The 20,678-nt window shown below is 74.1% G+C and carries 21 protein-coding genes; 7 read left to right on the top strand and 14 right to left on the bottom strand.

All coding sequences use genetic code 11. The features are described from left to right. Positions 1 to 13: 13 nt before the first annotated feature. The 3 genes from D7294_RS03600 to D7294_RS03590 are packed head-to-tail and all read right to left on the bottom strand — an operon-like array spanning position 14 to position 2,485. Positions 14 to 799, bottom strand: coding sequence for an ABC transporter permease (locus D7294_RS03600; RefSeq protein WP_120675418.1), 786 nt, complete (start codon positions 797 to 799; stop codon positions 14 to 16). Further along, positions 796 to 1,788 carry an ATP-binding cassette domain-containing protein gene (locus D7294_RS03595; RefSeq protein WP_120675416.1) on the bottom strand — a complete coding sequence of 331 codons (993 nt, stop codon included), beginning with the start codon at positions 1,786 to 1,788 and terminating at the stop codon, positions 796 to 798. Before D7294_RS03595 ends, D7294_RS03600 begins: the two co-directional genes overlap by 4 nt. Before the next feature lie 28 nt (positions 1,789 to 1,816). Beyond that, a complete protein-coding gene (locus tag D7294_RS03590; RefSeq protein ID WP_120675414.1) occupies positions 1,817 to 2,485 on the bottom strand; it encodes a DUF4097 family beta strand repeat-containing protein in 669 nt (222 codons plus the stop codon). Positions 2,486 to 2,706: 221 nt separating this feature from the next. Between D7294_RS03590 and D7294_RS03585 the strand changes: the two genes are divergently transcribed. Both D7294_RS03585 and D7294_RS03580 read left to right on the top strand, forming a co-directional pair. After that, positions 2,707 to 3,462, top strand: a complete 756-nt coding sequence (locus tag D7294_RS03585; RefSeq protein WP_120675412.1) for a helix-turn-helix domain-containing protein — start codon at positions 2,707 to 2,709, stop codon at positions 3,460 to 3,462. 127 nt (positions 3,463 to 3,589) lie between these two features. After that, positions 3,590 to 3,886 (top strand): MDR/zinc-dependent alcohol dehydrogenase-like family protein, encoded by a 297-nt coding sequence (locus D7294_RS03580; protein ID WP_120675410.1) that lies wholly within the window; start codon positions 3,590 to 3,592, stop codon positions 3,884 to 3,886. Positions 3,887 to 4,063: 177 nt separating this feature from the next. On the opposite strand, the gene D7294_RS03575 is transcribed toward D7294_RS03580, so the two are convergent. Then, positions 4,064 to 4,339 carry a hypothetical protein gene (locus D7294_RS03575; protein WP_120675408.1) on the bottom strand — a complete coding sequence of 92 codons (276 nt, stop codon included), beginning with the start codon at positions 4,337 to 4,339 and terminating at the stop codon, positions 4,064 to 4,066. 59 nt (positions 4,340 to 4,398) lie between these two features. On the opposite strand from D7294_RS03575, the gene D7294_RS32185 reads away from it, so the two are divergent. After that, positions 4,399 to 6,627 (top strand): protein kinase domain-containing protein, encoded by a 2,229-nt coding sequence (locus D7294_RS32185; RefSeq protein ID WP_338325612.1) that lies wholly within the window; start codon positions 4,399 to 4,401, stop codon positions 6,625 to 6,627. Between the two features lie 49 nt (positions 6,628 to 6,676). On the opposite strand, the gene D7294_RS03565 is transcribed toward D7294_RS32185, so the two are convergent. Further along, a complete protein-coding gene (locus tag D7294_RS03565; protein ID WP_174248259.1) occupies positions 6,677 to 7,210 on the bottom strand; it encodes a hypothetical protein in 534 nt (177 codons plus the stop codon). A gap of 404 nt (positions 7,211 to 7,614) precedes the next feature. Here D7294_RS03565 and D7294_RS03560 point away from each other — a divergent pair, with 404 nt between their 5' ends. Then, positions 7,615 to 8,256 (top strand): carbonic anhydrase, encoded by a 642-nt coding sequence (locus tag D7294_RS03560; protein WP_120675406.1) that lies wholly within the window; start codon positions 7,615 to 7,617, stop codon positions 8,254 to 8,256. Positions 8,257 to 8,474: 218 nt separating this feature from the next. On the opposite strand, the gene D7294_RS03555 is transcribed toward D7294_RS03560, so the two are convergent. From D7294_RS03555 to D7294_RS03535, 5 genes are all read right to left on the bottom strand, one after another. Further along, positions 8,475 to 10,310: a hypothetical protein gene (locus D7294_RS03555; protein WP_147450764.1), complete on the bottom strand. Its 1,836-nt coding sequence runs from the start codon at positions 10,308 to 10,310 to the stop codon at positions 8,475 to 8,477. Positions 10,311 to 10,533: 223 nt separating this feature from the next. Beyond that, the gene (locus D7294_RS03550; protein ID WP_120675402.1) at positions 10,534 to 11,565 is read right to left on the bottom strand and encodes a CU044_5270 family protein; all 1,032 of its coding nucleotides are present in this window, start codon (positions 11,563 to 11,565) and stop codon (positions 10,534 to 10,536) included. Further along, positions 11,562 to 12,176, bottom strand: a complete 615-nt coding sequence (locus D7294_RS03545) for an RNA polymerase sigma factor (RefSeq protein WP_120676156.1) — start codon at positions 12,174 to 12,176, stop codon at positions 11,562 to 11,564. Before D7294_RS03545 ends, D7294_RS03550 begins: the two co-directional genes overlap by 4 nt. 164 nt (positions 12,177 to 12,340) lie before the next feature. After that, positions 12,341 to 13,249 (bottom strand): hypothetical protein, encoded by a 909-nt coding sequence (locus D7294_RS03540; RefSeq protein WP_120675400.1) that lies wholly within the window; start codon positions 13,247 to 13,249, stop codon positions 12,341 to 12,343. Positions 13,250 to 13,253: 4 nt separating this feature from the next. Then, complete coding sequence (locus D7294_RS03535) at positions 13,254 to 13,613, bottom strand: hypothetical protein (protein WP_120675398.1); 360 nt, start codon at positions 13,611 to 13,613, stop codon at positions 13,254 to 13,256. Between the two features lie 768 nt (positions 13,614 to 14,381). Here D7294_RS03535 and D7294_RS03530 point away from each other — a divergent pair. Next, a complete protein-coding gene (locus D7294_RS03530; protein ID WP_120675396.1) occupies positions 14,382 to 14,912 on the top strand; it encodes a tetratricopeptide repeat protein in 531 nt (176 codons plus the stop codon). A gap of 125 nt (positions 14,913 to 15,037) precedes the next feature. Here the strand turns inward: D7294_RS03530 and D7294_RS03525 are convergent, their stop codons facing one another. Together D7294_RS03525 and D7294_RS03520 are read right to left on the bottom strand one after the other, a co-directional pair. Beyond that, positions 15,038 to 15,892, bottom strand: coding sequence for an oxidoreductase (locus tag D7294_RS03525; RefSeq protein ID WP_241562074.1), 855 nt, complete (start codon positions 15,890 to 15,892; stop codon positions 15,038 to 15,040). A gap of 136 nt (positions 15,893 to 16,028) precedes the next feature. Beyond that, on the bottom strand, positions 16,029 to 16,754 hold the full coding sequence (locus D7294_RS03520) for an NAD(P)-dependent oxidoreductase (protein WP_120675394.1): 726 nt from the start codon (positions 16,752 to 16,754) through the stop codon (positions 16,029 to 16,031). An 11-nt stretch (positions 16,755 to 16,765) separates the two neighbouring features. Between D7294_RS03520 and D7294_RS03515 the strand changes: the two genes are divergently transcribed. Then, the gene (locus D7294_RS03515) at positions 16,766 to 17,242 is read left to right on the top strand and encodes a winged helix-turn-helix transcriptional regulator (RefSeq protein WP_120675392.1); all 477 of its coding nucleotides are present in this window, start codon (positions 16,766 to 16,768) and stop codon (positions 17,240 to 17,242) included. A 358-nt stretch (positions 17,243 to 17,600) separates the two neighbouring features. Beyond that, positions 17,601 to 18,305, top strand: a complete 705-nt coding sequence (locus D7294_RS03510; protein ID WP_120675390.1) for a glycoside hydrolase family 11 protein — start codon at positions 17,601 to 17,603, stop codon at positions 18,303 to 18,305. A gap of 124 nt (positions 18,306 to 18,429) precedes the next feature. Here the strand turns inward: D7294_RS03510 and D7294_RS03505 are convergent, their stop codons facing one another. After that, the gene (locus tag D7294_RS03505; RefSeq protein ID WP_206619456.1) at positions 18,430 to 19,629 is read right to left on the bottom strand and encodes a pepsin/retropepsin-like aspartic protease family protein; all 1,200 of its coding nucleotides are present in this window, start codon (positions 19,627 to 19,629) and stop codon (positions 18,430 to 18,432) included. 246 nt (positions 19,630 to 19,875) lie between these two features. After that, a complete protein-coding gene (locus D7294_RS03500; protein WP_120675386.1) occupies positions 19,876 to 20,673 on the bottom strand; it encodes an acetoacetate decarboxylase family protein in 798 nt (265 codons plus the stop codon). Between the last annotated feature and the right edge of the window lie 5 nt (positions 20,674 to 20,678).

The raw sequence follows: 20,678 nt of genomic DNA, 5'->3' as shown, positions 1-20,678 counted from the left end.
GTGGCCACGCCGGCTACCTGGGGTCGCGGTGGAAGGAGGCCGTCGACCAGAGGTAGCCGAGGACGGTCAGCGCCAGGCTCCAGGCGATCGCGAACCAGCCGTCGTGGCCGATCTCGCTGCCCAGCAGCAGGCCGCGCAGGGTTTCGATGGCGGGGGTGAAGGGCTGGTACTCGGCGATCGGCTGGAACCAGCCCGGCATCGCGTCGACCGGCACGAAGGCGCTGGAGATCAGCGGCAGGAAGATCAGCGGCATCGCGGTGTTGCTCGCCGCCTCGGCGTTCGGGCTGACCATGCCCATCCCGACCGCGATCCAGGTGAGCGCCAGCGCGAACAGCGTCAGCAGGCCGAGGGCGGCGACCCACTCCAGGGCGGTGGCCTCCGTGGACCGGAAGCCGATGGCCACGGCCACCGCCCCCACCAGCACCACGCCGGCGATCGCCTGCAGAACGCTGCCGAGGACGTGTCCCACCAGCACCGACCCGCGGTGGATGGCCATCGTGCGGAAGCGCGCGATGATGCCCTCGGCCATGTCGGTGGCCACCGACACCGCGGTGCCGATGGTGGTGCTGCCGATCGTCATCAGCAGGAGGCCCGGCACCAGGTAGGCGAGGTACTCCGAGCGGTCGGCGCCGCCGATGCCCGCGCTCATGGTGTCGCCGAAGACGTAGGAGAACAGCAGCAGCAGCATCACCGGGGTGAGCAGCAGGTTCAGGGTGAGGGAGGGGTAGCGCCTGGCGTGCAGCAGGTTGCGCCGCAGCATCGTGGCGGAATCGCGCAGGGCCAGGGACATCGCACTCATCGGTCGGCCTCCTCGGGCTGGTGGGGGACGGCGCCTTCCGCGGTCAGGGCGAAGAAGACGTCGTCGAGGTCGGGGGTGTGCACGGTGAACTCGTCGGCCTCGATGCCCTCGGCATCCAGCCAGTCCAGGAGGGCGCGCAGTTCGCGCTGCGTGCCGTCGCTGGGAATGCGCAGGGTCAGCGCCTCCTCGTCGGGCGAACTCCCGCGCGCGGGAAGCCGGGTACGGGGGAGGCCGGCCGCGCGCAGGGCGGAGGCGGCGGCCTCGTACGCCTGCGGGTGCGCGAAACGCAGCCGGATGTGCCCGCCGGGGACCAGCCGCTTGAGCTTCTCCGCGGTGCCCTCGGCCGCGATCCTGCCGCCGTGGAGCACCGCGATGCGGTGGGCGAGCTGATCCGCCTCCTCCAGGTACTGCGTGGTGAGGAAGACGGTCACGCCGCCGGAGACCAGCTCCCGGATGATCTCCCACATCCCGTGCCGCGAGCGGGGGTCAAGGCCGGTGGTCGGCTCGTCGAGGAAGATGATCCGCGGGCCGCCGACCAGCGTCATGGCGATGTCGAGACGCCGCTTCATGCCGCCCGAGTAGGTCGAGGCCGGCTTCTTCGCCGCCTCCACCAGGTCGAAGCGCTCCAGCAGTTCCGCGGTCACCTCCCGCCCCTTGCGCCGGGGCAGGTGGTGCAGATCCGCCATCAGCTGCATGTTCTCCTCGCCGGTGATCAGCCCGTCCACCGCGGAGAACTGCCCGGTGACCCCGATCGCGGCGCGGATCGCCTGGGGGTCGGTGGCCAGGTCGTGGCCGCCGACGCGGACGGTGCCCGCGTCGGCGCCGAGCAGGGTGGAGAGGATCTTGACGACGGTGGTCTTGCCGGCGCCGTTGGGGCCGAGCAGGGAGAAGACGGTGCCGGCGGGGACGGCGAGGTCGACGCCGTCGAGGACCGTCTTGTCGCCGTAGGACTTGCGCAGTCCGCGGGCGGAGATGGCCGGTTCGGTCATGAGGGGGCTCCTTGTCCTGGCTGCGCGGTCACAGGCTGCGGGCGGTGATGTCGCCGTGCGAGGTGGTCGCGCGGATGGTGAGTGCCGCGGCGGCGCCGTCCGCGTTCCTGAGGGTGTTGTGGACGCGGCCGTAGGTGGTGCCGGCGTCCAGGGAGGCGGAGACTCCGGGTGCGGCGGCGATGGACACGTCGCCCAGCTGCGTGGTCAGGACGACCGTGCCGCCCGCCGCCTCGCCGATCCGGATGTCGCCCTTCTGCGTGCTGATCCGGGCCGGGCCGCCCAGGCGGCCGACCGAGACCTCGCCGAAGGCGGTGAGCCGCAGGCTCGCGGCCTCGTCGATCCTGACCTCGCCGTCCGCGCCCTCGAAGACGACCTCGCCGAGGCGGCCGACGGCCCGGAATCCGGCGCAGGAGGACGTGGCCTCGACGCCGGAGCCCGCGGGCAGCTGGATCGTGACCTCGACGGACCCGGAGGGGCCGAGGTACTGGTTCCTCCCGGCGGGGGCCTCGATCCGCAGCACGCCGTCGGAGTACGCGACCGTGGTGCGCTCCGCCGCCTTCACGTCGCGGCCCCTGGCGGCGTTCAGGGGCAGGACCTCGACCGTGGTGTCGGCCCGGTCGGCGGCGAGGAACCGGATGCGCCCGGCGGGGATGTCAAGGACGGCGGAGATCGGGGCGGGGGTGTCGAACTTCTGCATCGTGCGCTCCTGTGCTCGTTGTTTCCGACGCCAGAAACGCTATGTTGCGTTCACCGATCAGGCAACTGGCTTGTTGCGTCGAAAGAGCATTCCTGCACGTCAAATGCCATGAATCATTGCAATGGTCTGACGGCTAACGCAATCGCCCCGCGCCTTCCGTTGCACTTGCCGGTGGGCGGACAGTAGGGTGGAGGCGCCACCGAAGCAGGAAGGAGGCCGCGATGCCGAAAGGCAGGCTCACCCAGGCCGAACGTCGGCAGATCGCGCTGGGGCTGGCCGAAGGGGAGGCCTACGCGGAGATCGCCAGACGCCTCGACCGCCCCACCTCGACCGTTACGCGCGAGGTGATGCGCAACGGCGGCCCCACCGCCTACCGCGCCGACCTGGCCCAGCGCGCCACCGAACGCCGCGCGCACCGGCGCAGGCAGGCCGCGCCCGGGGGCCCGCACGCGCCGGCGCAGGGCCGGGGAGGCCAGGCCGAGGCGGTGCGCGAGTACGAGGAGCTGTTCACCACCGTGCTGATGCAGTCGGGCCTGCCCAAGATGCCCTCCCGGGTGCTGACCTGCCTGTACACCAGCGACACGGGCAGCGTCACCGCCTCGGAGCTCGTCCGGCGCCTCCAGGTCAGCCCGGCGACCGTCTCCAAGACGATCGCCACGCTGGAGAGCATGACCCTCGTGCGCCGGGAACGCGACGAACGGCGCCGCGAACGCTACGTCGTCGACGACGACATCTGGTACCAGTCGATGCTCGACAGCGCCCGGGCCAACGCCCGGCTCGCCGAGACCGCGCGCCAGGGCGTCGCCGTCCTCGGCCGCGACACCCCGGCCGCCGCCCGCCTCGACAACGTCGCCCGCTTCCTCGACTTCGTCGGCGAGAGCATCATCCGCGCCGCGGAACAGGCCCGCGAGGTGCTCTACTCCAAGGCCGAGGCGCCCCGGGGCGGCCCGGCCGAGGCAAACGCCGACCAGGCATAGACGCCCGCCTCAGCCCGCCCGCGCCCGGTCGCCGTCCGCGCGACCGGGCTTCACCGTCACCCGGCCGTTCAGGGACAGCTCACCGATCAATTCGGCCAGTTCGGGATCGTTCCTGTCGCGGCCCGCGGTGATCCTGAGGGAGGCCACCGCGCAGGCGGCCGCGGTCGGTGGCCGGATCTCGCTGATCGGCATTCTGAACGGCCAGGAGATCTCGGGCGGCGTGGCCCACCTGGCCCGCAAGAAACTGACCATCGAAGGCATCCAGGTCGGCCATCGCCGCGCCCTGGAGAACCTCGTCCGCGCCGTCGACCGGATCGGCATCAGTCCGGTCATCGCCGCCGCATACCCGCTCCCCGACCTGCCGTCCGCCCTCGACCATCTTGACCGTGGGCCGTTCGGCAAGGTCGTCGTGACCGTCGGATGAGGCCCTGCCGCGCGGCCGGGCCCGGTGCACCGGCCCCCCCTTCGCCACGGCCCCCCCTCGCACGGCACCCTCGCCACGGCGCCCCGCACCACCCCTCCCCCGCACGCCGCCTCCCCCGCACCGCCGCGGGCGAGGCGGCGGGAGCGCCGCCGCGCCACCCCGCCCGCGGCGGGCTCCTCACTGCCCGGCGGACGGGGCCGCGGCCGTGCCTTCCCCGGCCAGGAACTCCGCGAGGGCGGCCCGCACCAACTCGACGCTGCCGAGCACCACCTCCGTGGCGTCGCGCTCGGTGTGGAAGCGCCAGTGGGTCTCCGCGATCGCCTCAAGCGAGGCGGGGGAGCCCGGCTCGATGCGGGCGCCGATCGGCAGGTGCCCGACGGGGACGCCCCGCCCGGCGAGGGACTCGCCCAGCGCCAGCGCGTAGTTGCGCAGGCCGGCGATCGCGACGCCCACGTTGCCCAGCGGGGGGAACGGGTGGACCGCCGAGAGCCCGCGCCGCCCTCGTCGACGCCATCGTCGCCGAGAAGCTCGGCACCTGGGCCGCGGCCGGCACGCGGTCCCTGGCGGCGGAAGACCCCTGGGACGGCTTCGTTCACCTGCTGCGCAGCATGTGCGAACTCCAGTCCCGGGACAGGGCGTTCAACGAGGTCGCCTGCCGCGACGAGGCCGGCGCGAACCCCGGCACCGCGGCGCTCAGGCGCCGCATCCAGGAGCTGATGACGAGCGTCGTCCGCCGCGCCCGGGAAGCGGGCGCCCTGCGCCGGGACTTCGGCCTCGATGACCTGGCCCTCCTCGTCCTGGCCAACGCCGGAGTCGCCGGGGCGAGCGCGGACCCCGCCCACTGGCACCGGCACATGGAGCTCATGCTGGACGCCCTCCACACCACCCCGCGCCCCCGCTCCCCCCCACAGCCGGTCGCCGTTGGCCACCGGCTGACCCCCGGCCGCCCTCCGGCGGCGAGCCGGGAACCGGCCGGCATCCACGCCGTGTCACGTCATCCAGACAGCCGGGCGCCGTGCTCGCCGCCCGAAACGGCACCAGCCCGGCCCTCGGACATACTGGCGTCCGCCGCGGACGAACGGCGGCCACGCGAAGGGGAGCGGAGCGTCGTGAAGTTACTCGGTCCTGGGGACCCACAGGTGCTCGGCCCCTACCGCTTGCTGCGGGTGCTGGGGGCCGGCGGCATGGGGCGCGTCTTCCTGGGGCGGTCGCCGCACGGCCGCATGGTCGCGGTGAAACTCGTCCACCCGCAGCTCGCCGCCGAGCCGGAGTTCCGGCGCCGCTTCGAGCGGGAGGTGGCCGCGGCCCGGCGGGTGGGCGGGCGGTGGACGGCGCCCGTGCTGGACGCCGACACCACCGGCGAACTCCCCTGGGTGGCCACCGGCTACGTGGCCGGGCCGACGCTCCGGACGGTCGTGGACGAACTCCACGGCCCCCTGCCCGAGGCCACGGTGTGGCGGCTGACGAGCGGCCTGGCCGAGGCGCTGACCGCCGTTCACGAAGCCGGACTGGTCCACCGCGACCTCAAGCCGTCCAACGTCCTGGTCACCGTGGACGGCCCGAAAGTCATCGACTTCGGCATCGCCCGTGCCGCCGACGCGAGCGTCGTCACCCGCACGGGGGCGGTGATCGGTTCGCCCGGCTTCATGTCGCCCGAGCAGGTGCGCGGCGAGCGGGTCGGCCCCGCCGGCGACGTGTTCAGCCTGGGCTCGGTGCTGGTGTACGCCGCCGGCGGCGCGGGTCCCTTCGACACCGAGGACGGCGCGGCCCACTCCCTGCTGTACCGGGTCGTCTCCGAGGAGCCGGAACTCGGCCCGCTGGAGGGGGCGTTGCGCACGCTGGTGGCGCGCTGCCTCGCCAAGGACCCGGCCGAACGCCCAGGCCCCGCCGAGATCGCCCGGCTGGCCGCGGGGCACGCGGCGGGCCAAGGCCCGTGGCTGCCGCCGGAGCTGACGCACCGGCTGGCCCGGGACGCCGCCGAACTCCTCGCCCTTGAGGGGCCGGCCCTCACGCAGCTCGCCGCGCCTCCCCCCGAGCCCCCTCTTCCTGGCCCCGGTCACTCCTCGGCACCGACCATGACGGCGGCGCCCGCGCCACATCCCACCCCGCCGCCGGAACCCCGGACGGCGCCGGAACCCCGGACTGTGCAGGGGCCCTCCGCCGGGCGCCGGGGACGTTCCCTCGCCCTCGCCGCCGGGGTCCTGGGGGCGGTCGGCGCGCTGCTCGTGGCGTTCTTCCTCCTGCGCGACGTCGCCTCCCCGGCGGACGACGTCAAGGACGGGAGCGCCGGCGGGAGTTCCGCGCCGCCCACCTCGCAGTCCGGCCCGCCCACGGAACCGGCCGGAGACGCAACGGGCGAGACCGGCGAGGGAGCGGAGGAGACCGAGGAGGAGCCCACGGCCGGGGAAGTGCCGCAGCCGGGCGAGGAGGGCTACTTCGAGGGCGTGTGGGCAGGCACGATCGTGGTCGGCGGCGCCTTCGGCGCGGAGTACGACGTGGAGGTGGACTACGCGGGCGGTGGGATCGGCGACACCGTGGCGACGGTCAGGTACCGGGACGCGTGCGAGGGGACCTGGCGGCTGGAGGAGGAGGGCGAGGAGGCGATCCGGGTGTACGAGCGCATCACGCAGGGCCGGGAGAACTGCAGCAACGAGGAGATCACGCTCACGGCCGTCGACCCCTTCACCGCGTCCATCGCCGACGAGGACGGGGACGTCGCCGGCGAGTTGAAGCGGCAGTGAGCGGGCCTCTCCGGCCGCCGGAGGAAGGGGGCCCGCCGGCCGGGACCGGTCAGCGGCGCGTGCGGCGTCGGCGGTAGTGGAGGGTGACGACGGCCAGCAGTGGCCCCCAGGCAACCAGCGGCACGTAGCAGGCGTTCATCACCCACTCCCCCCACCGCGTGATCTCCATGTCGGCGTGCAGCGTCGTCCAGACGAAGAGCACTCCGTAGACGGTGCAGGCCAGGGCGCCGAGCGCCGCGGGAATGACCGCGGCGTTGACGGGAATCCGGCGGCCCTTCAGGAAGGGAATCCAGCGGGGCCACACCTCGCCCCAGGGCCGCACCAGACCCAGCGTCAGGAAGGCCAGGCCCTCCTGCAGTGCGGACAGCAGGGGAAGGACGAGATACCCCCAGCCGGGCAGGAGCATCGAGTCGTACTCGGACTGCGCCAGCCCCAGCGGGACTCCGAGGACGACGGCCAGCCGCCACAGCGCGGAGGGCGCGGACGTCCACACGGCCGCGGCGGCCGCACGCCTCGCCCACGCCGGGACGGGGGCCGCGGTCGGGAGAGGCGAGGTTGTCGGCAGGGAAGGGCTGATGGCCATGAGGACGGCTCCTCGGCGCGGAATCGGTGAGACGCCTGAAGGCTGTCACCCACGGGCAGGCGGCCACATCCGACCGCGGGGGGCACCGGCATCAGCCTTGAGTCGGCACATGGGAGGGGCCGCATCAGACTTCGGGACCACGAGCGCCGCCGACGGCCGGAAGGCGCGGCACCGGTGGCGGGAATACGCCGCGCGGTGGGGCCGGCGGCCTGGAGTGGGCGAGCCGGAGCGGTACGCCAGGGCAACCGCCGCCGTCGTGGAGGAGTTCGCCCCGCGCCCGCGGTGAGCGCCCGGCGCGGTTCCGGCTCGCCGCGGTCGGCCGCGGGGCCACGACCGGGGGCATCCGCGGAGCGCCCGGAGGACGGGGCAGCGCCGCACGAGGGGCTTGGCCTAGGCTGCCTGGCATGGCCGAGATGACGCCCCCGACTCCCAAAGAAGCCTTCGAGCTGCTTCTCGCCGGCAACCGGCGCTTCGTCGCCGGCGCCCCGGAGCACCCCAACCAGGACGCGGCACGCCGCGCCGAGATCGCCCCCCTCCAGCGCCCGTTCGCCGTGCTGTTCGGCTGCTCCGACTCCCGGCTGGCCGCCGAGATCATCTTCGACCGCGGCCTCGGGGACCTGTTCGTGGTGCGCACCGCCGGCCACGTCATGGGCACCGAGGTCCTCGGCAGCGTCGAGTACGGGACGAACGTGCTGGACTGCCCGCTGGTCGTCGTCCTCGGTCACGACGCCTGCGGCGCGGTCGCCGCCGCGTGCGCCGCGCTGGACGACGGCACGGTGCCGGCCGGGTACATCCGCGACGTCGTCGAGCGGGTGACCCCGAGCGTGCTGGCGGCGCGGGCCACCGGGCACCTCACCCCGGACGAGATCCTCGCCGAGCACGTGCGGCACACGGTCGACCTGCTGCTGGAGCGCTCCCGGCTGCTCGCCCAGCGCGTCGACGCCGGGCAGGCCGCCGTCGTCGGCCTGTGCTACCGCCTGGCGGACGGCCGCGCGGACCTGGTCGCGGCCCGCGGCCTCGACATCGCCACCACCTCCGCGGGCTGACCCCGAAGGGCCCGGCCGCCACTGCCCCCGCGCCCCACGGGGCGGGTGCCCACGGGAGGGGCACCCGCCCCGTCCCGCACCGGGAGCCCGCGCGCAGCCGCGTACGGCGCGGCTGGGGGCAGCCAGGGCGGGCGGCCCGTTCCGCCGGCCCCGGTGGCCTGCGCCGCCGGGCCGTCACCCGGCCGGGGAGCGGTCTCGCCGCCCCCCGGCGAGGGGCGCTACCTGGTGAGGTAGGCGTCCTTGATCGTGACGGTGGTGGTGAGGCCGTCGGCGTCGGTCAGTTCGGCGCGCAGGGACACCGAGCCCCCGGCGGGCGGATTGTGGACGGTGATCGCGCCGTTCTCGACGGGCGCGTTCTCCCAGGTCTCCCCGCGGTCGAAGGAGACCTCCACGGACAGCGACGCGACCCCCGCGTCGGCGGCGGCCCCGTCGACCAGGACCGGCACCCGCAGGCGGCGGCCCGCGGGCGCCGTGCTGTCCAGGGCGAGGTCCGGGGTGAACCTGATCACCGACAGGGGCAGCTCGTGGGCGGCCCCGTCGGCCGCGGCGGCCGAGGTGAACTCGAACGACGCGCTGACCTCGGTGCTCACCGGCGCGCCGTCGAGTCGGCGGGCGGTGGTGACCAGCCGGTACGTCTCCTCCTGCGGCGGCAGACCGTGGACGCGGATGCCGTCCTGCAGGCTGTTGCCGAGGGCGGCGAGCTCTTCCCCGTCCTGGTAAAGGATGGTCGTGCCCTCGGTGTCGTAGGGGCCGCCCGCGTGGTCCTGGCCGTCGGCGAAGAGTGACACGTCGCCGTAGAGCTCGTCTCCGAGGCGGCCGAGCATGTGCGCCGGGCGGCTGTAACCGGGGCCGTACACTCCGGTGTTGATGGTGCGCCTGGTGACCGTGCCGGGCTCGTGGACCTGGACCGGCGAGCTGTACGTCGCCTCCTCGCTGCCGTCCGGGGCGATGTCCCACAGCGTGTACCGCCACGCCGTGTTGCCGGTGACATACACGGTGTCGGTGCGAGTCAGGCTGTCAACGGGCCCCTCCACCAAGGCGGAGTGCTCGGAATCGATCTGCAAGACGCGCCGCCGGCCGGCGACGGGGCTGCCCTGGCGGATCTGCAGCTCGGCCAGCTCCGACCGTTCGACGCGGTGCTCGAAGCCGGTGAAGAAGGAGCCGGCGCGCGTGTACTCCGCGTTGTAGGCCGGGGTGCTGCCGAGCCCCCAGGTGGCGCTGATCGCCGCCGTGAGCTCGTTGCCCGGGAGTTCGAGCCCCTCGCCCTGGGTGTACAGGGTCACGTGGCTCTGATCGTGGCTGTAGAGGCCCAGGCTCTCGCCGGTCGCGTACTGCACTCCGATCGTGAGGGACGTCGGCTCGGCTTCCGCGTCGAACACCGAGACGTCCACCGCCTCGGCCTCGCGGGCGTCGAATGCGACCTCCTCGTCGCCGTGGACGTCGAGCGCCTCCACCTGCATGGCAATGGCGGTGGTGCCCTCGACGAGTCCGGTCATCGCGGTCAGGAGGTACCGGCCCGCCGGTACCTCGCCCGTGGCAACGCCCTCGTCCGAGAAGTCGAGGTGGACGTGCTCCGCGGTGTCGAGGTTGTAGGCGTCGAGAACCGCCTCCGCGTCCGGGGTACCCGACCGGTCCAGGGCGCTGAGGGTGAGCGTGTGCGCCTCCTCGTCCGTCGGCGCGTACCTCTGCGCGGGCGCCGGCCGCCTGGGGTCGAGGCCGCTGAGCCTCGTCACATCGAACTGCTCGCGGTCCCACTCGCCGTGTTCGACGCGTGCCGCGGCCTCCAGCGGGATGACGTAGACGTGGCCGTCGACCCGCTCGGTGATGACCGCGCCCCCGCCCTCCTCTTGCCCGCGGGGCGAGTCGATCCCGGCGAGTTCGCCGTCGGGGCCGAGCCGCACGCGCTCGCCGGTCGGCAGCGTGACGGGCCGCGGGGCGGCGGCCGGGCGGGCGTCCGCCCGGGTGCCGGGCGCGGCCGCGGCGGCGGGCTCCCCGGCGTGGCCGGGGGTGGCCGCCAGGGACGTGGCCGCCAACGCGGCGGCCAGAGTGATCACTTTCCTGACGTTGCGCAACAACTTCTCCGATTCATTGGGGTACTTGTGATGCGGCGCCGACGGGGCGCAGATGCGGCGCGGCTGCGGCACGGGCGCGGCGCCGATTTCGCACGGCTGCGGCGCCGATTCACCGCGGGCGCGGCGCGGGCACGGGCGCGGCGCGGATGCCGCGCCGATGCGGCCTCCGTGCCGCGCCCCGGCACGCGCGTGGCCGGCGGCGCGCCTACGGGCGCCGGCCCGCCTCGTCCACGACGGCGCGCTCCATGACCGCCGAGGTCTCCAGGACCTCCCCCGCCCGGACGTGGCCGCCGTCCTCGGTCGCCACGCTGCGCGACCCGATGTACTCAAGGGTGTCCTTGTCGAAGATCAGCTCGTCGCGGATTCCGGGGTTGTAGGAGTCGTAGCGGGCGATCGCGACCCCGTGCACCCCGGCGGCGTTCACCGCGTCGGGCACGACGACCACGTCCGGGATCCGGGCGGCCGCCCGGTAGAGCGCGGCGCCGACCTCCGGCGGCATCAGCGAGTCCCGGAGCAGATCGCCGATCAGCACGAAGGTGTCCTGGTCCAGGTTGCTGTCCTCGCTCATGCCGTCGGCCACGACGGTGGCGTGCAGCCACTCCAGCATCGCCTCGGGGTCGGTGGGCAGGGTCTGCAGGTGGCGGTAGTTGGTGGAGAACTCGTAGCCCCGCTCGCCGGGGGCCGGGTCCGGTCCCGTGGGCCTCTCCTCCTCGCTCACGCCGCCCGGCTCGCGGATCAGCCCCGGCCGGGTGCCGTCCACCGACTGCCACCACTCGAGGTCGTGCAGGGGGACGGGCGTCGCCACGCCGTTTTCCTCCCCCATGGAGGAGACCCTCTTTCGGACGTAGACGAACTGGTCGTCCCGGATGTCCTCCACGGGGGCGGATCGGGCGGTGGCCGTCGCGATGCGGTCGAGCAGTTCCGCGGCGCCGCCGGTGGTGTCCGCGTTCACGTGGGGGGCGAAGGCGTAGGTGGCCGTGCCGTCCCCGCCGATCGGCCTTCCCGACTCCCCGCCGCCGCGGGACTCCGGCGTCAGGACGACGCCGGCGAGCACGGCGAGCGTCAGCACGCCGGCCGTGGCCGGGATCGCGACGGCCGGCCGCAGCCACCGCCTGCCGCGGGACGGGGACTCCTCCTGGGCGAGGCTCTGCCGGATCTCCCGCAGGAGATGTTCCCTGAGCTGCCCGTGCCGGTCCGCCGGCAGGTCTCTTTCGGGAAGCGAAGACGTTTCGTTCACAGGTTTCCCTCCTGCATGTGTCCGGCCGCCGGGGTGCGGCCCCCTCTCACCTGTCGCGGCCGACGGCCCGGTTCCCCGCCTTCGGCGAACGCCGCGAGTTTTTTCCTGGCCCGGGAGAGCCGCGACCGCACGGTGCCGACGGGCACCCCGAGCGCCGCCGCGGCCGTCGCGTAGTCGAGGCCCGACCACACGCACAGGGCCAGCACCTCGCGCTCGTTGTGCCGCAGCGTGTCCAGGGCCGGGCGGACGGCCGTCAGCAGTTCCGTGTCGTCGATCCGGCCCGCGACCTCGTCGGCGAAGTCGCGTACGCTCTCCCCGGGCGGGAGCCGGGACATCGCCTGGGCGTGACGGCGGGCGGCCCGCCGGGAGTTGCGGGCGGTGTTCGTCGCGATGCCCAGCAGCCAGGGCCGCAGCGATCCGCCCTCGGCGTCCACCCGCCTTCGCAGCCGCCACGCCTCAAGGAACGTCAGGGAGACCAGGTCCTCGGCGGTCGACCAGTCGCCGGTCAGGCGGAACGCGTGGTTGTACACCGAGCGCGCGTACGCGTCGAAGAGCTCCGCGAAAGCCTCTTCGTCGCCGTCCCGTACGCGCGCCCTGAGATTCGTTTCCATGCCCATGACCTGTCCGCGCTTCGGGGGCGGTTCCGGTGACGCGCACCACACGAGCGCCGGGTGCGGGCCGTGGGGACGGGGCGGGCCGAGGGGCCGGGACGGGCCGCCGGGACGGGGACGGGGGACTCAGCTGCCCGGCGGCGCCACCGGCCCCGGGTGCCCGTTCACGTGCCCTTGCGCAACGCCCGGGTGATCTCAAGACCGACGTCCCGGGTCAGGCGCTCCTCGCAGGGGATGCCGAGGGCACTGGCCAGGTCGCGGCCGTGGACGTCGACCGTGGCCTCGACGAGTTCGGCGAACTCGGCGACGGCGAGGCGGCCTTGGCGCCAGGCCCCGGCGCAGGCGACGGCGGCGGCCAGGGCGGCCGGCCACCACCACAGGGCGGGGACCGCGTAGAGCACGCCCCAGGCGGCGCGCCGGGCGGCGTCGGTCAGGGCGGAGCGGGCGGCGTGGACGTCGCCGCGCGGGGTGTCGGGAAGCAGGAGCCACAGGCGTGGCCAGGCCGAGCCGAGATCGAGGTCGTAGGTCTCGTGTATCCGGGTGTCGACCGCCGTGAGCCGGTCTCCCATCCAGGTGGGGCGACGCGGCCGGGCGAGCGCGATGCGGTTGCGGGCCTCGTTCAGGGCGACGGTGTCGGGCGGGTCGCCGGCGTCGCCCGAGAGGGCGTGGCGTGCCCTGGCGGCCAGGGCCGCGCGGTAGCGCTCCTGTGCCGCTGCCCAGCGCCGCTCGCGGCGCCGGGTCAGGGCCCGGGCGCATCCGGCCAGGGGCCTTGGCCAGTCGCCGAGCCAGAGGCGTTCGACCGCACGGCCGAGGGTGGCGGCGAGGAGGCTGATGCCGGGGGAGGCGGTCAGCACCAGGGCCGTCGCCAGGGCCGCCGTGCCGGGGGCCTGGGCGGCGGGAGCATCGGCCAGGTCGTCGATCCGGCCGAGCAGCCGGCCGGGATCGAAGGGGTGGCCGTGGCCGAGCAGCCGGCCGCCGACGGCCACCGAGGCGAAGAGCAGGCCGGGAAGGAGCAGCAGCGAGACCCATCGGTCGGGGATCTTGCCGCCGAGCGTGGTGAGGAGCGCGGTCACCGGGTCAGAGCCTCAGCAGGCGCAACGGCCGGCCGTGGATCGCGCAGGTGCCTCCCGGGTCGAGCTCCACGCGGTCGCAGCCGCCGGCCGGGCAGACGTGCGCCTCCTCCACCGGGTGGCCCGCCCCCAGGCGGGGAAGGGCCGCCGCGTGGCCGCCGCGCAGGCCCCCGAGCCCGCGGGCGATCCCGCAGCGGCGCAACAGTTCGTCGGCCTCGGCCGTCAGCCGCGCCGCGTCGCCGCCTGCGCGCAGCGCCTCCAGTATCCGCTCCAGCTCCGGGAGCCGCCCCCGGCTGTCCACGAAGCCCCGTATGACGGCGAGTTGCTCGCACAGCCGTGCAAGCCCGGCCGCGCCGGCCCCTGTCACGCCTTCCCCCCACGCTGCCTGATGCCGGATCAGTACGGTGATGAGTATGACAGCTCCGGTCCGTGACCAACTGGTGCGCGCGTTGCAGGCCCGCGTGCGGTTGTTCCGCATGGCGTTCGACCGCGATGCCGTGCTGGCCGACGAGGCGCTGCGGCAGGCGCGGGAGCTGATGCGGCGGGTGCCGGATCCGGCGCGCGATCCGGAGGCGGTGCTGGCCCTCGCGGACCTGCATCGCTGCCGCGGGCTGCTCCTGGGCGAGGAGGGCCGGGCGGATCGGGAGGTGGCCGACGCGCTGGAACGGTTCGCCGGCCCCCAGGAGCCGGGCGAGGAGGACGGTGGGAGCGGCCGGCGCCTCGACGGCCTGCTCGATCGGGCCCTGGCCCGGCTCCAGGAGGCCGAGCGCGACCCCGAGCCGGCGCTGCTGGAGCGGGCGTTTCACGCGCTCCGCGCGGCGCTTGACGCCCTGCCGCCGCAGGCGCACGCCTTACGGGCCCCGGTGCTGAGCCAGTTGGGCCTCGCGCTGCGGCTGCGGCACCAGCGGACCGGCAGCCTCCGGGACCTGAACGACGCCGTCGCCGCGCTGCGCCGGGCCGAGGCCGAGGCCGGAGCCGGCCACCCGGACCGGCCGGCCGTCGTCTCCGCGCTCGGGGTGGCGTTGCGGGAACGCCACGAACGCACCGGCGCCCTGGAGGACTTGACGGAGGCGGTGCGGCTGGCCCGCGCCGCCGCGGCGGCGACCGCAGAAGGGGACCACGACCACGGGGGCTCCTGCTCGCCGAGCGCGGGGAAACGGCCCAGGCGGAGCGCTACTACCGTGCGGCGGCCGCGTCCGGCCACACCGACTCGCTGGTCAACCTGGGCGTGCTGCTGCGGCAGCGCGGGGACCTGGACGGCGCGGAGCGGTGCTGCCGGGAGGCGATCGAGGCCGGGGACACCGACGCCATGAACAACCTCGGCAACCTGCTGCGGCAGCGTGGCGACATGGCGGCCGCCGAGCACTGGTGGCGCCGGTCTGCCGAGGCCGGCAACGGGGACGCACTCGCCAGCCTCGGGGCCCTGAGCACGGAGCGCGGCGACTGGGCGCGGGCGGAGGAGCTGTTCCGCGAGTCGGCACAGGCGGGCAACGCCACCGGCATGCTCAACCTGGCCCAGGTGCTGCTGCGCACCGGCCGGGTCCGGGAGGCGGAGCGCTGGCTTCGTGCCGCCGGTGAGACGAGGGCCGCCCCCGAGCCCGCCCTCGCCCCGGAGGGACCCGACCTGCGTGCGGTGACGGCCTGGCTCGACGGCCCCGCCCGGTAGCGGCCGTTCGCTCCCCGCGGGGCGAACCGGCGCACGGGGAGGGCGCCGTGCCCCCGGTCCGCTCGCGCCCGGCCGGCAGCCCGGCGCCTCGCCGGCGGCGGAGGCGGGCCGCGGGCCGCTCGGCCTCACCCGAGTTCGGCGAGGTCCTCCGCGCTCAGCCGCAGCGTGCCCGCGGCGACGTTCTCCTCCAGGTGGGCCAGGGAGCCGGTGCCGGGGATGGGCAGGATGTTCGGCGACCGGGCCAGCAACCAGGCCAGGGCGACCTGCGGCACGGTCGCCCGGTGACGGGCGGCGACGGCCTCCAGGTGCGCGGCGGTGACCGGCTGGAACCCGCCGACCGGGAAGAAGGGGACGTAGGCGATGCCGGCCTTCGCGCAGGCGTCGACGAGCGGGTCGTCGTCGCGCCTGGCGAGGTTGTAGAGGTTCTGGACGCAGGCGATCGGCGCGATCCTGCGGGCCTCTTCGAACTCGGCGGCCGTGACGTTGGAGACGCCCAGATGGCGGATCAGGCCCTCGTCGCGCAGCGCGAGCAGGGTCTCCAGGGGTTCCGCCAGGGGGGTGCCGGTCCGGTCGAGGTCGCCCATCCGCAGGTTCACCACGTCCAGGCGGTCCACGCCGAGGGTGCGCAGGTTCGCCTCGACGCCCCGGCGCAGGTTGCCGGGGGTGAGGCCGGTCTTCTGCGCCGCGGGCAGGGCGAGGTCGGAACCCTCGACCAGGGCGCCCACCTTGGTGACGATCACCAGGTCGTCGGGGTAGGGGTGCAGGGCCTCCCGGATCAGCTCGTTGGCCGCCACCCCGTCGCGGGCGTAGTAGTGCGAGGTGTCGATGTGGTTCACCCCGAGCTCCACGGCCCGGCGCAGGATGGCCAGTGCCGCCTCCCGGCCGGGCCGGTCGCCGCGCGGCCAGCCGGTCAGCTTCATCGCGCCGTACCCGATCCTCGCGACGCTCAGCTCGCCGCCCATGGCCCATCGTTCGGTCATCACCGGCTCACCCTAGTGACCCTCTGCCCCACGAGGCCCCCTTGGGGGCGCGGCGGGCGCGGCGGGCGCGGCGGGTGCGGCAGTGCCGGGCGCACGCGCCGGCGCGCCCGCGCCCGGTGGCGTCCGGCGCCCCGTCTCATCCGGGGCGGCCGGCCGTTTCTGCGGTGTGGCCTGAGGTGACGAGCGCCCGTTCCCGGTGAACGGTGGGTGAGGCGATCTCGTCGGCGACGGCTTCGGCGAACGTGGCGTGGTCGAGCGCCGAGGTGGCGTCGGCCAGGGTGACCGGTTCGCGGCGGAGCCGGTAGCCGGAGGCGGCCGGCCGGCCGGCGGGTGGGAGTGTGCCGAAACCGGCAGGCGGGATGAGCGTCGCCCAGTCCAGCGTGGTGTCGCGCAGTGCCGCGGTCGCGCGCAGGTGCGCGTCGGCGAAGGGGGCGAGAAACGGCGGGAACCGATCGGGGTGGTCCAGGAAGCGTGTGCCGTCGTCGAGTCGGGCCGTGGCGGTGAGCCCGACGCAGACCAGCCGCCGTCCGGTCATGGCGCGGTCGAGGCCGGAGACGATCGTGGCGTAGTAGTCGCGGTCGAATCCGTCGAAGGTCTGCGGCGGCCCGCTGAACGGGGTGACGGCCAGGACGACGGCGCCGGCGCCGCGCAGCGTCTCGGACAGCAGGTCGGGGCGCTGTGCGTCGCCCTGCCTGATGCGGAGCCCGGGGGCGTCGGGGAGCGTGTGGCGCGACGGGTTACGGACGATGGCGGTGACGTCGTGGCCGCGCCGCAGCAGCGCGTTCACGACCGCGGAGCCGACCCGGCCGCCGGCGCCGAGCACGGCCGGGCCCGCGGGGCCCGGTGTGTCAGAGGAGGGCATACCGTCACGCTATGACGAGCCCCGGTGGTGACTTCAACGTAACCAGCGCCCGCGGTGACGATCTTCCCGCCTTCCCCGCCGAGTGCCCCCTCAGCGGTTATCCGATCCAGATCGGCGGCCGGTGGGGCGCGATGATTCTGCTGTGCCTGCAAGCGCAGCCGTGCCGATTCGGCGTCCTGCGTCGGCATCTGCCGCCGGTCAGCGCCAAGGTGCTGGCCGAGACCCTGCGGTCGATGGAACGCGACGGGTTCGTCCACAGGAGACCGGTCGCGGGCGCGCCGCGCCGGGGCGTGGAGTACGAGCTGAGCGAACTCGGCCGCTCGCTGCTGCCCGTCATCGACCACGCGCGGCGCTGGGGCCGCGCCCATCTGGGCGAACTGGCCAGGCATCGCCACGACGACGACGGCGCTTCCGAGGAGCCTCCTCCCACCCCGCGCACACCATCCGGAAGCACTCCGAAAAGTTTCGGAAAGGCGTGCCCGAATTGAGTCGCCGCTACGGGATCTTCACCGTCAGGCGGAAGTCGCCGGAGCACCGATAACTCACCGACCAGCGGCTTTAACGCGTCACGAGTCCGCGTATCCAGAATCCCTTTCCGGGATGTTTGCGGAAACCGTTGACAGCCGGGGAAGCCAATCCAATACTTTCGGCAGTGACGGGACTTCATACCGTCACTCCGGTCACCTGCTGTGACCTGATCCTCCGGCCGTGGACCGCACCACGGCCACCCCTCATCGCCTCGTGGGACGGCTCGACGCTCGGTGGCCGGCGCCCCGGCCACGGTCAAGACCGCCGGGTCACACCGCGCTTGTCTGGCTTCCGGCCAGCCTCACCGAAGGAGGACGCATGCACAGGGACGACGCCCCCGCCCAGGACAACCTTCCCTTCCCCGGCCTCAGCCGCAGGAAGTTCCTCGCCCGCACCGGCACCGTGGCGCTGGCCGCCGGCGCGGGCTCACTGATGCTGCCCGGCACCGCCCACGCCATCAACACGAACCAGACCGGCACCCACGACGGCTACTACTACTCGTTCTGGACCGACGGCGGCGGTTCGGTCAACATGCAGCTCGGCTCCGGCGGCAACTACACGGTCGACTGGACCAACTGCGGAAACTTCGTCTGCGGCAAGGGCTGGAGCAACGGCAGCCGCAGAACCGTGAACTGGTCGGGCAACTACAGCCCCTCGGGCAACAGCTACCTGGCCGTCTACGGGTGGACGTCGAACCCGCTCGTCGAGTACTACATCGTCGACAACTACGGCTCCTACCGGCCCACCGGGAGCGACCACCGCGGCACGGTCTCCAGCAACGGCGCCACCTACGACATCTACCGCACGATGCGGTACAACGCCCCCTCCGTCGAGGGCACCCAGACCTTCCCGCAGTACTGGAGCGTCAACACCGGGCGCCGGTCCAGCGGCAGCATCAACACGGGCGCGCACTTCGACGCCTGGGCGCGCGCCGGGATGAACCTGGGGAGCTTCCGCTACTACATGATCGTCGCGACCGAGGGCTACCAGAGCAGCGGGCACTCCAACATCTGGGTGAGCTGAGCGCCCCCCGGGCCGGGAGAAGAGCCGGGTCCGGCGCGCCGAAACCGGTTCCGCGCCCCCCGGTCGCCTCGCCCGGCGGCCGGGGCCGCCGCCCCCGGGCACCCGGAGGCGGCGGCCCCGCGGGTCAGCCTTGCCCCCCCGTCAGGTACAGCCGCATGCCGGCGTAGTCGAAGGTGCAGCTGAACGGCTTGAGGAACTGGTGGGTGACATTGGCCAGGATCTCGAATCCGAGACGCTCGTCGAGCGACACCGGCGCGACGACCCCCGGAACGTCTTCGCGGACCGCATCGCCGATGCTCACGGTGTCCGGGGTGATGGAGTAGCCCGTGACGCCGAGAAACGACACGGGATGGTCGTAGTCGATCGCGACCCCCGCTTTCCTCGCCTTCTCCTCGGTGGTGGTGACGCCGAAGTCCGGGACTCCCGTGTCGATTTCCACCACGCGCGGCCCGTAGCCGCCCAGGCTGCCCAAGGTGAACGGGAAGTGCCCGTCGGCGAGCCACAACGGCTGGGGGCGGGTCCCGGCGCGCTCGGCCGCGGCCTGCACCTCCCGCACCTGGGCGCCGGTCTTCCGCCGCAGCACCAGCCCCTGATGCGCGTAGTCCAGGGTGGTCAGGAAGTGGTAGAAGATCGCGGTGCCGATGACGCCCGCGTCCTCACCGGCCCCGGTGTCGTGCCAGGCGACGGGCACGTTCCGCAGTTCGATCTCGCCCAGCCGCACCGAATCCACCGCGCCCAGGTAGGTGGTGACCACCCGGCCGCCCAGGGTGGCCTGGCCGGTGGCGACCGCCTCCAGGCCGGCCTCTTCCGCCGTCTCCGCGGAAAGGCCGAACGATCCCCCGGTGTCGACGTGGAACGTCTTGGGCGTCCCCCCGTTGAGGGAAACCGGTATCTGGGGCAGGGGGTCGAGGGTCAGGAACGGGATGCGGGTCGCCTCAGGACCCCGAATCTCGAAGGGCGTGCCGGTCAGCGCCCCGTACTGCACGGCGGTGGGCGCGTCCCCCAGCAGCGGCACCGCGCGGGCGTACTGGTCCTGCCGCACGTAGCAGTCGACGAGTTGCCGCACGGAGAACGCGTCGTCCGGCGCCAGTTCGAGGGCCCGGGTCAGGAAACTCTCGGCGCTCCCGAACCTGTTGGACAACAGCGCGACACAGCCACGCCGCGCCAGGGCGTGAGCATCGTCGGGATTGCCGCGCAGCAGGGCCGCGTAGCCCCGATCCGCCTCGGCGAACCTCCCTTCCCAGAACAGCTGATCGGGGTCGGTCTCCGTGGGCGCCGTGCTCGCCGCGGCAGATCCCGTCAAGCCCGCCATGGGCAGCGTCACGGCGGCTCCCGCGGTCAGCCCGGCCCGTCGCAGAAACGTACGGCGGTCGTGCGAAGGCGTCATCGTCTTCCTCTCTGAGTCCCCCCCGTCGAGATCGCCACGACCGTAGGGGGCCTTGCTGTGAGGAAGCTGTCAACCCATCAGAACGCCGCCACGCCGCATCCGTCGCCTCGGGCGGCGCGGCGTCAGGGGCGCGGGTGGCCGGAGGGCGAGCGGGCAGGCGGCCGTTGGGCTCTGCCGCGGTGCTCAACTGCTGTGGTCGGCGAGGGTCTTGAGGTCGGTGACGGTGTAGGCGAGGTCGAAGTGGAATCCCCTGCCGGTGCGCTGGACGGCCAGATCGGCGAGTTCCTCGCCGTGGGCGGGGAAGAAGGCCAGGTCGGCGATGCCGGCCCAGGCGTCGCTGACGGCGACGTCGTCCAGGACGGCCATGACCAGCTCGTGGACGGCGGGCTTGTCGTGCTGTCCGGCCGCCAGGCGGGGGAAGTGGCGGAGGTTGACCAGGGGGCGGTTCATCAGGGCGGCGGGGTCGGGGACGGGCTGCGCCAGGGTGATCCTGGCCTCGGCGATGCGCTGCCCGGCGGCGGAGGCGGTGGCGGCGAACTGCCCACCCGCGCCCAGGACCGGGGTGCCGGGGCCGCCCACGGAGTAGGCGCGGGTCTGGTGGACGGCGCCGAACTTCTTGGGGAAGCCCTGGACCCAGCCGCGGGCCATGGCGGAGTCGTTGTCGACGTAGATGTAGGGGCACCAGGCCACCGGCGTGTCGTGGTGCCGCGCGTCCAGGCTGACCAGGAACTCCCGGTACTGCGCGCGGGCCGGGTCCAGGTACTCCTGGCCGGTGGAGGAGTACTGCCAGTCGACGAACATCGCGACGCCGCGGCCGGCGGAGTCCGGGTCGGGTGTCAGGCCCTCGGGCAGGGTCGCGGCTGCGGCGGCCGGAGTGGTGAAGAACTCCACGCCCACCACGGTGCCGGCGTAGTGCCACGGCGGGGCGGGCGCCAGGTTCGCGATGCCGCGGGGAGACAGCGGGACGGTGTAGCCCTGCATGTCCG

Source organism: Streptomyces hoynatensis (assembly GCF_003626535.1).
In the GTDB taxonomy this organism is placed as follows: domain Bacteria; phylum Actinomycetota; class Actinomycetes; order Streptomycetales; family Streptomycetaceae; genus Streptomyces; species Streptomyces hoynatensis.
This window is presented reverse-complemented; position numbering and strand designations above follow the sequence as displayed.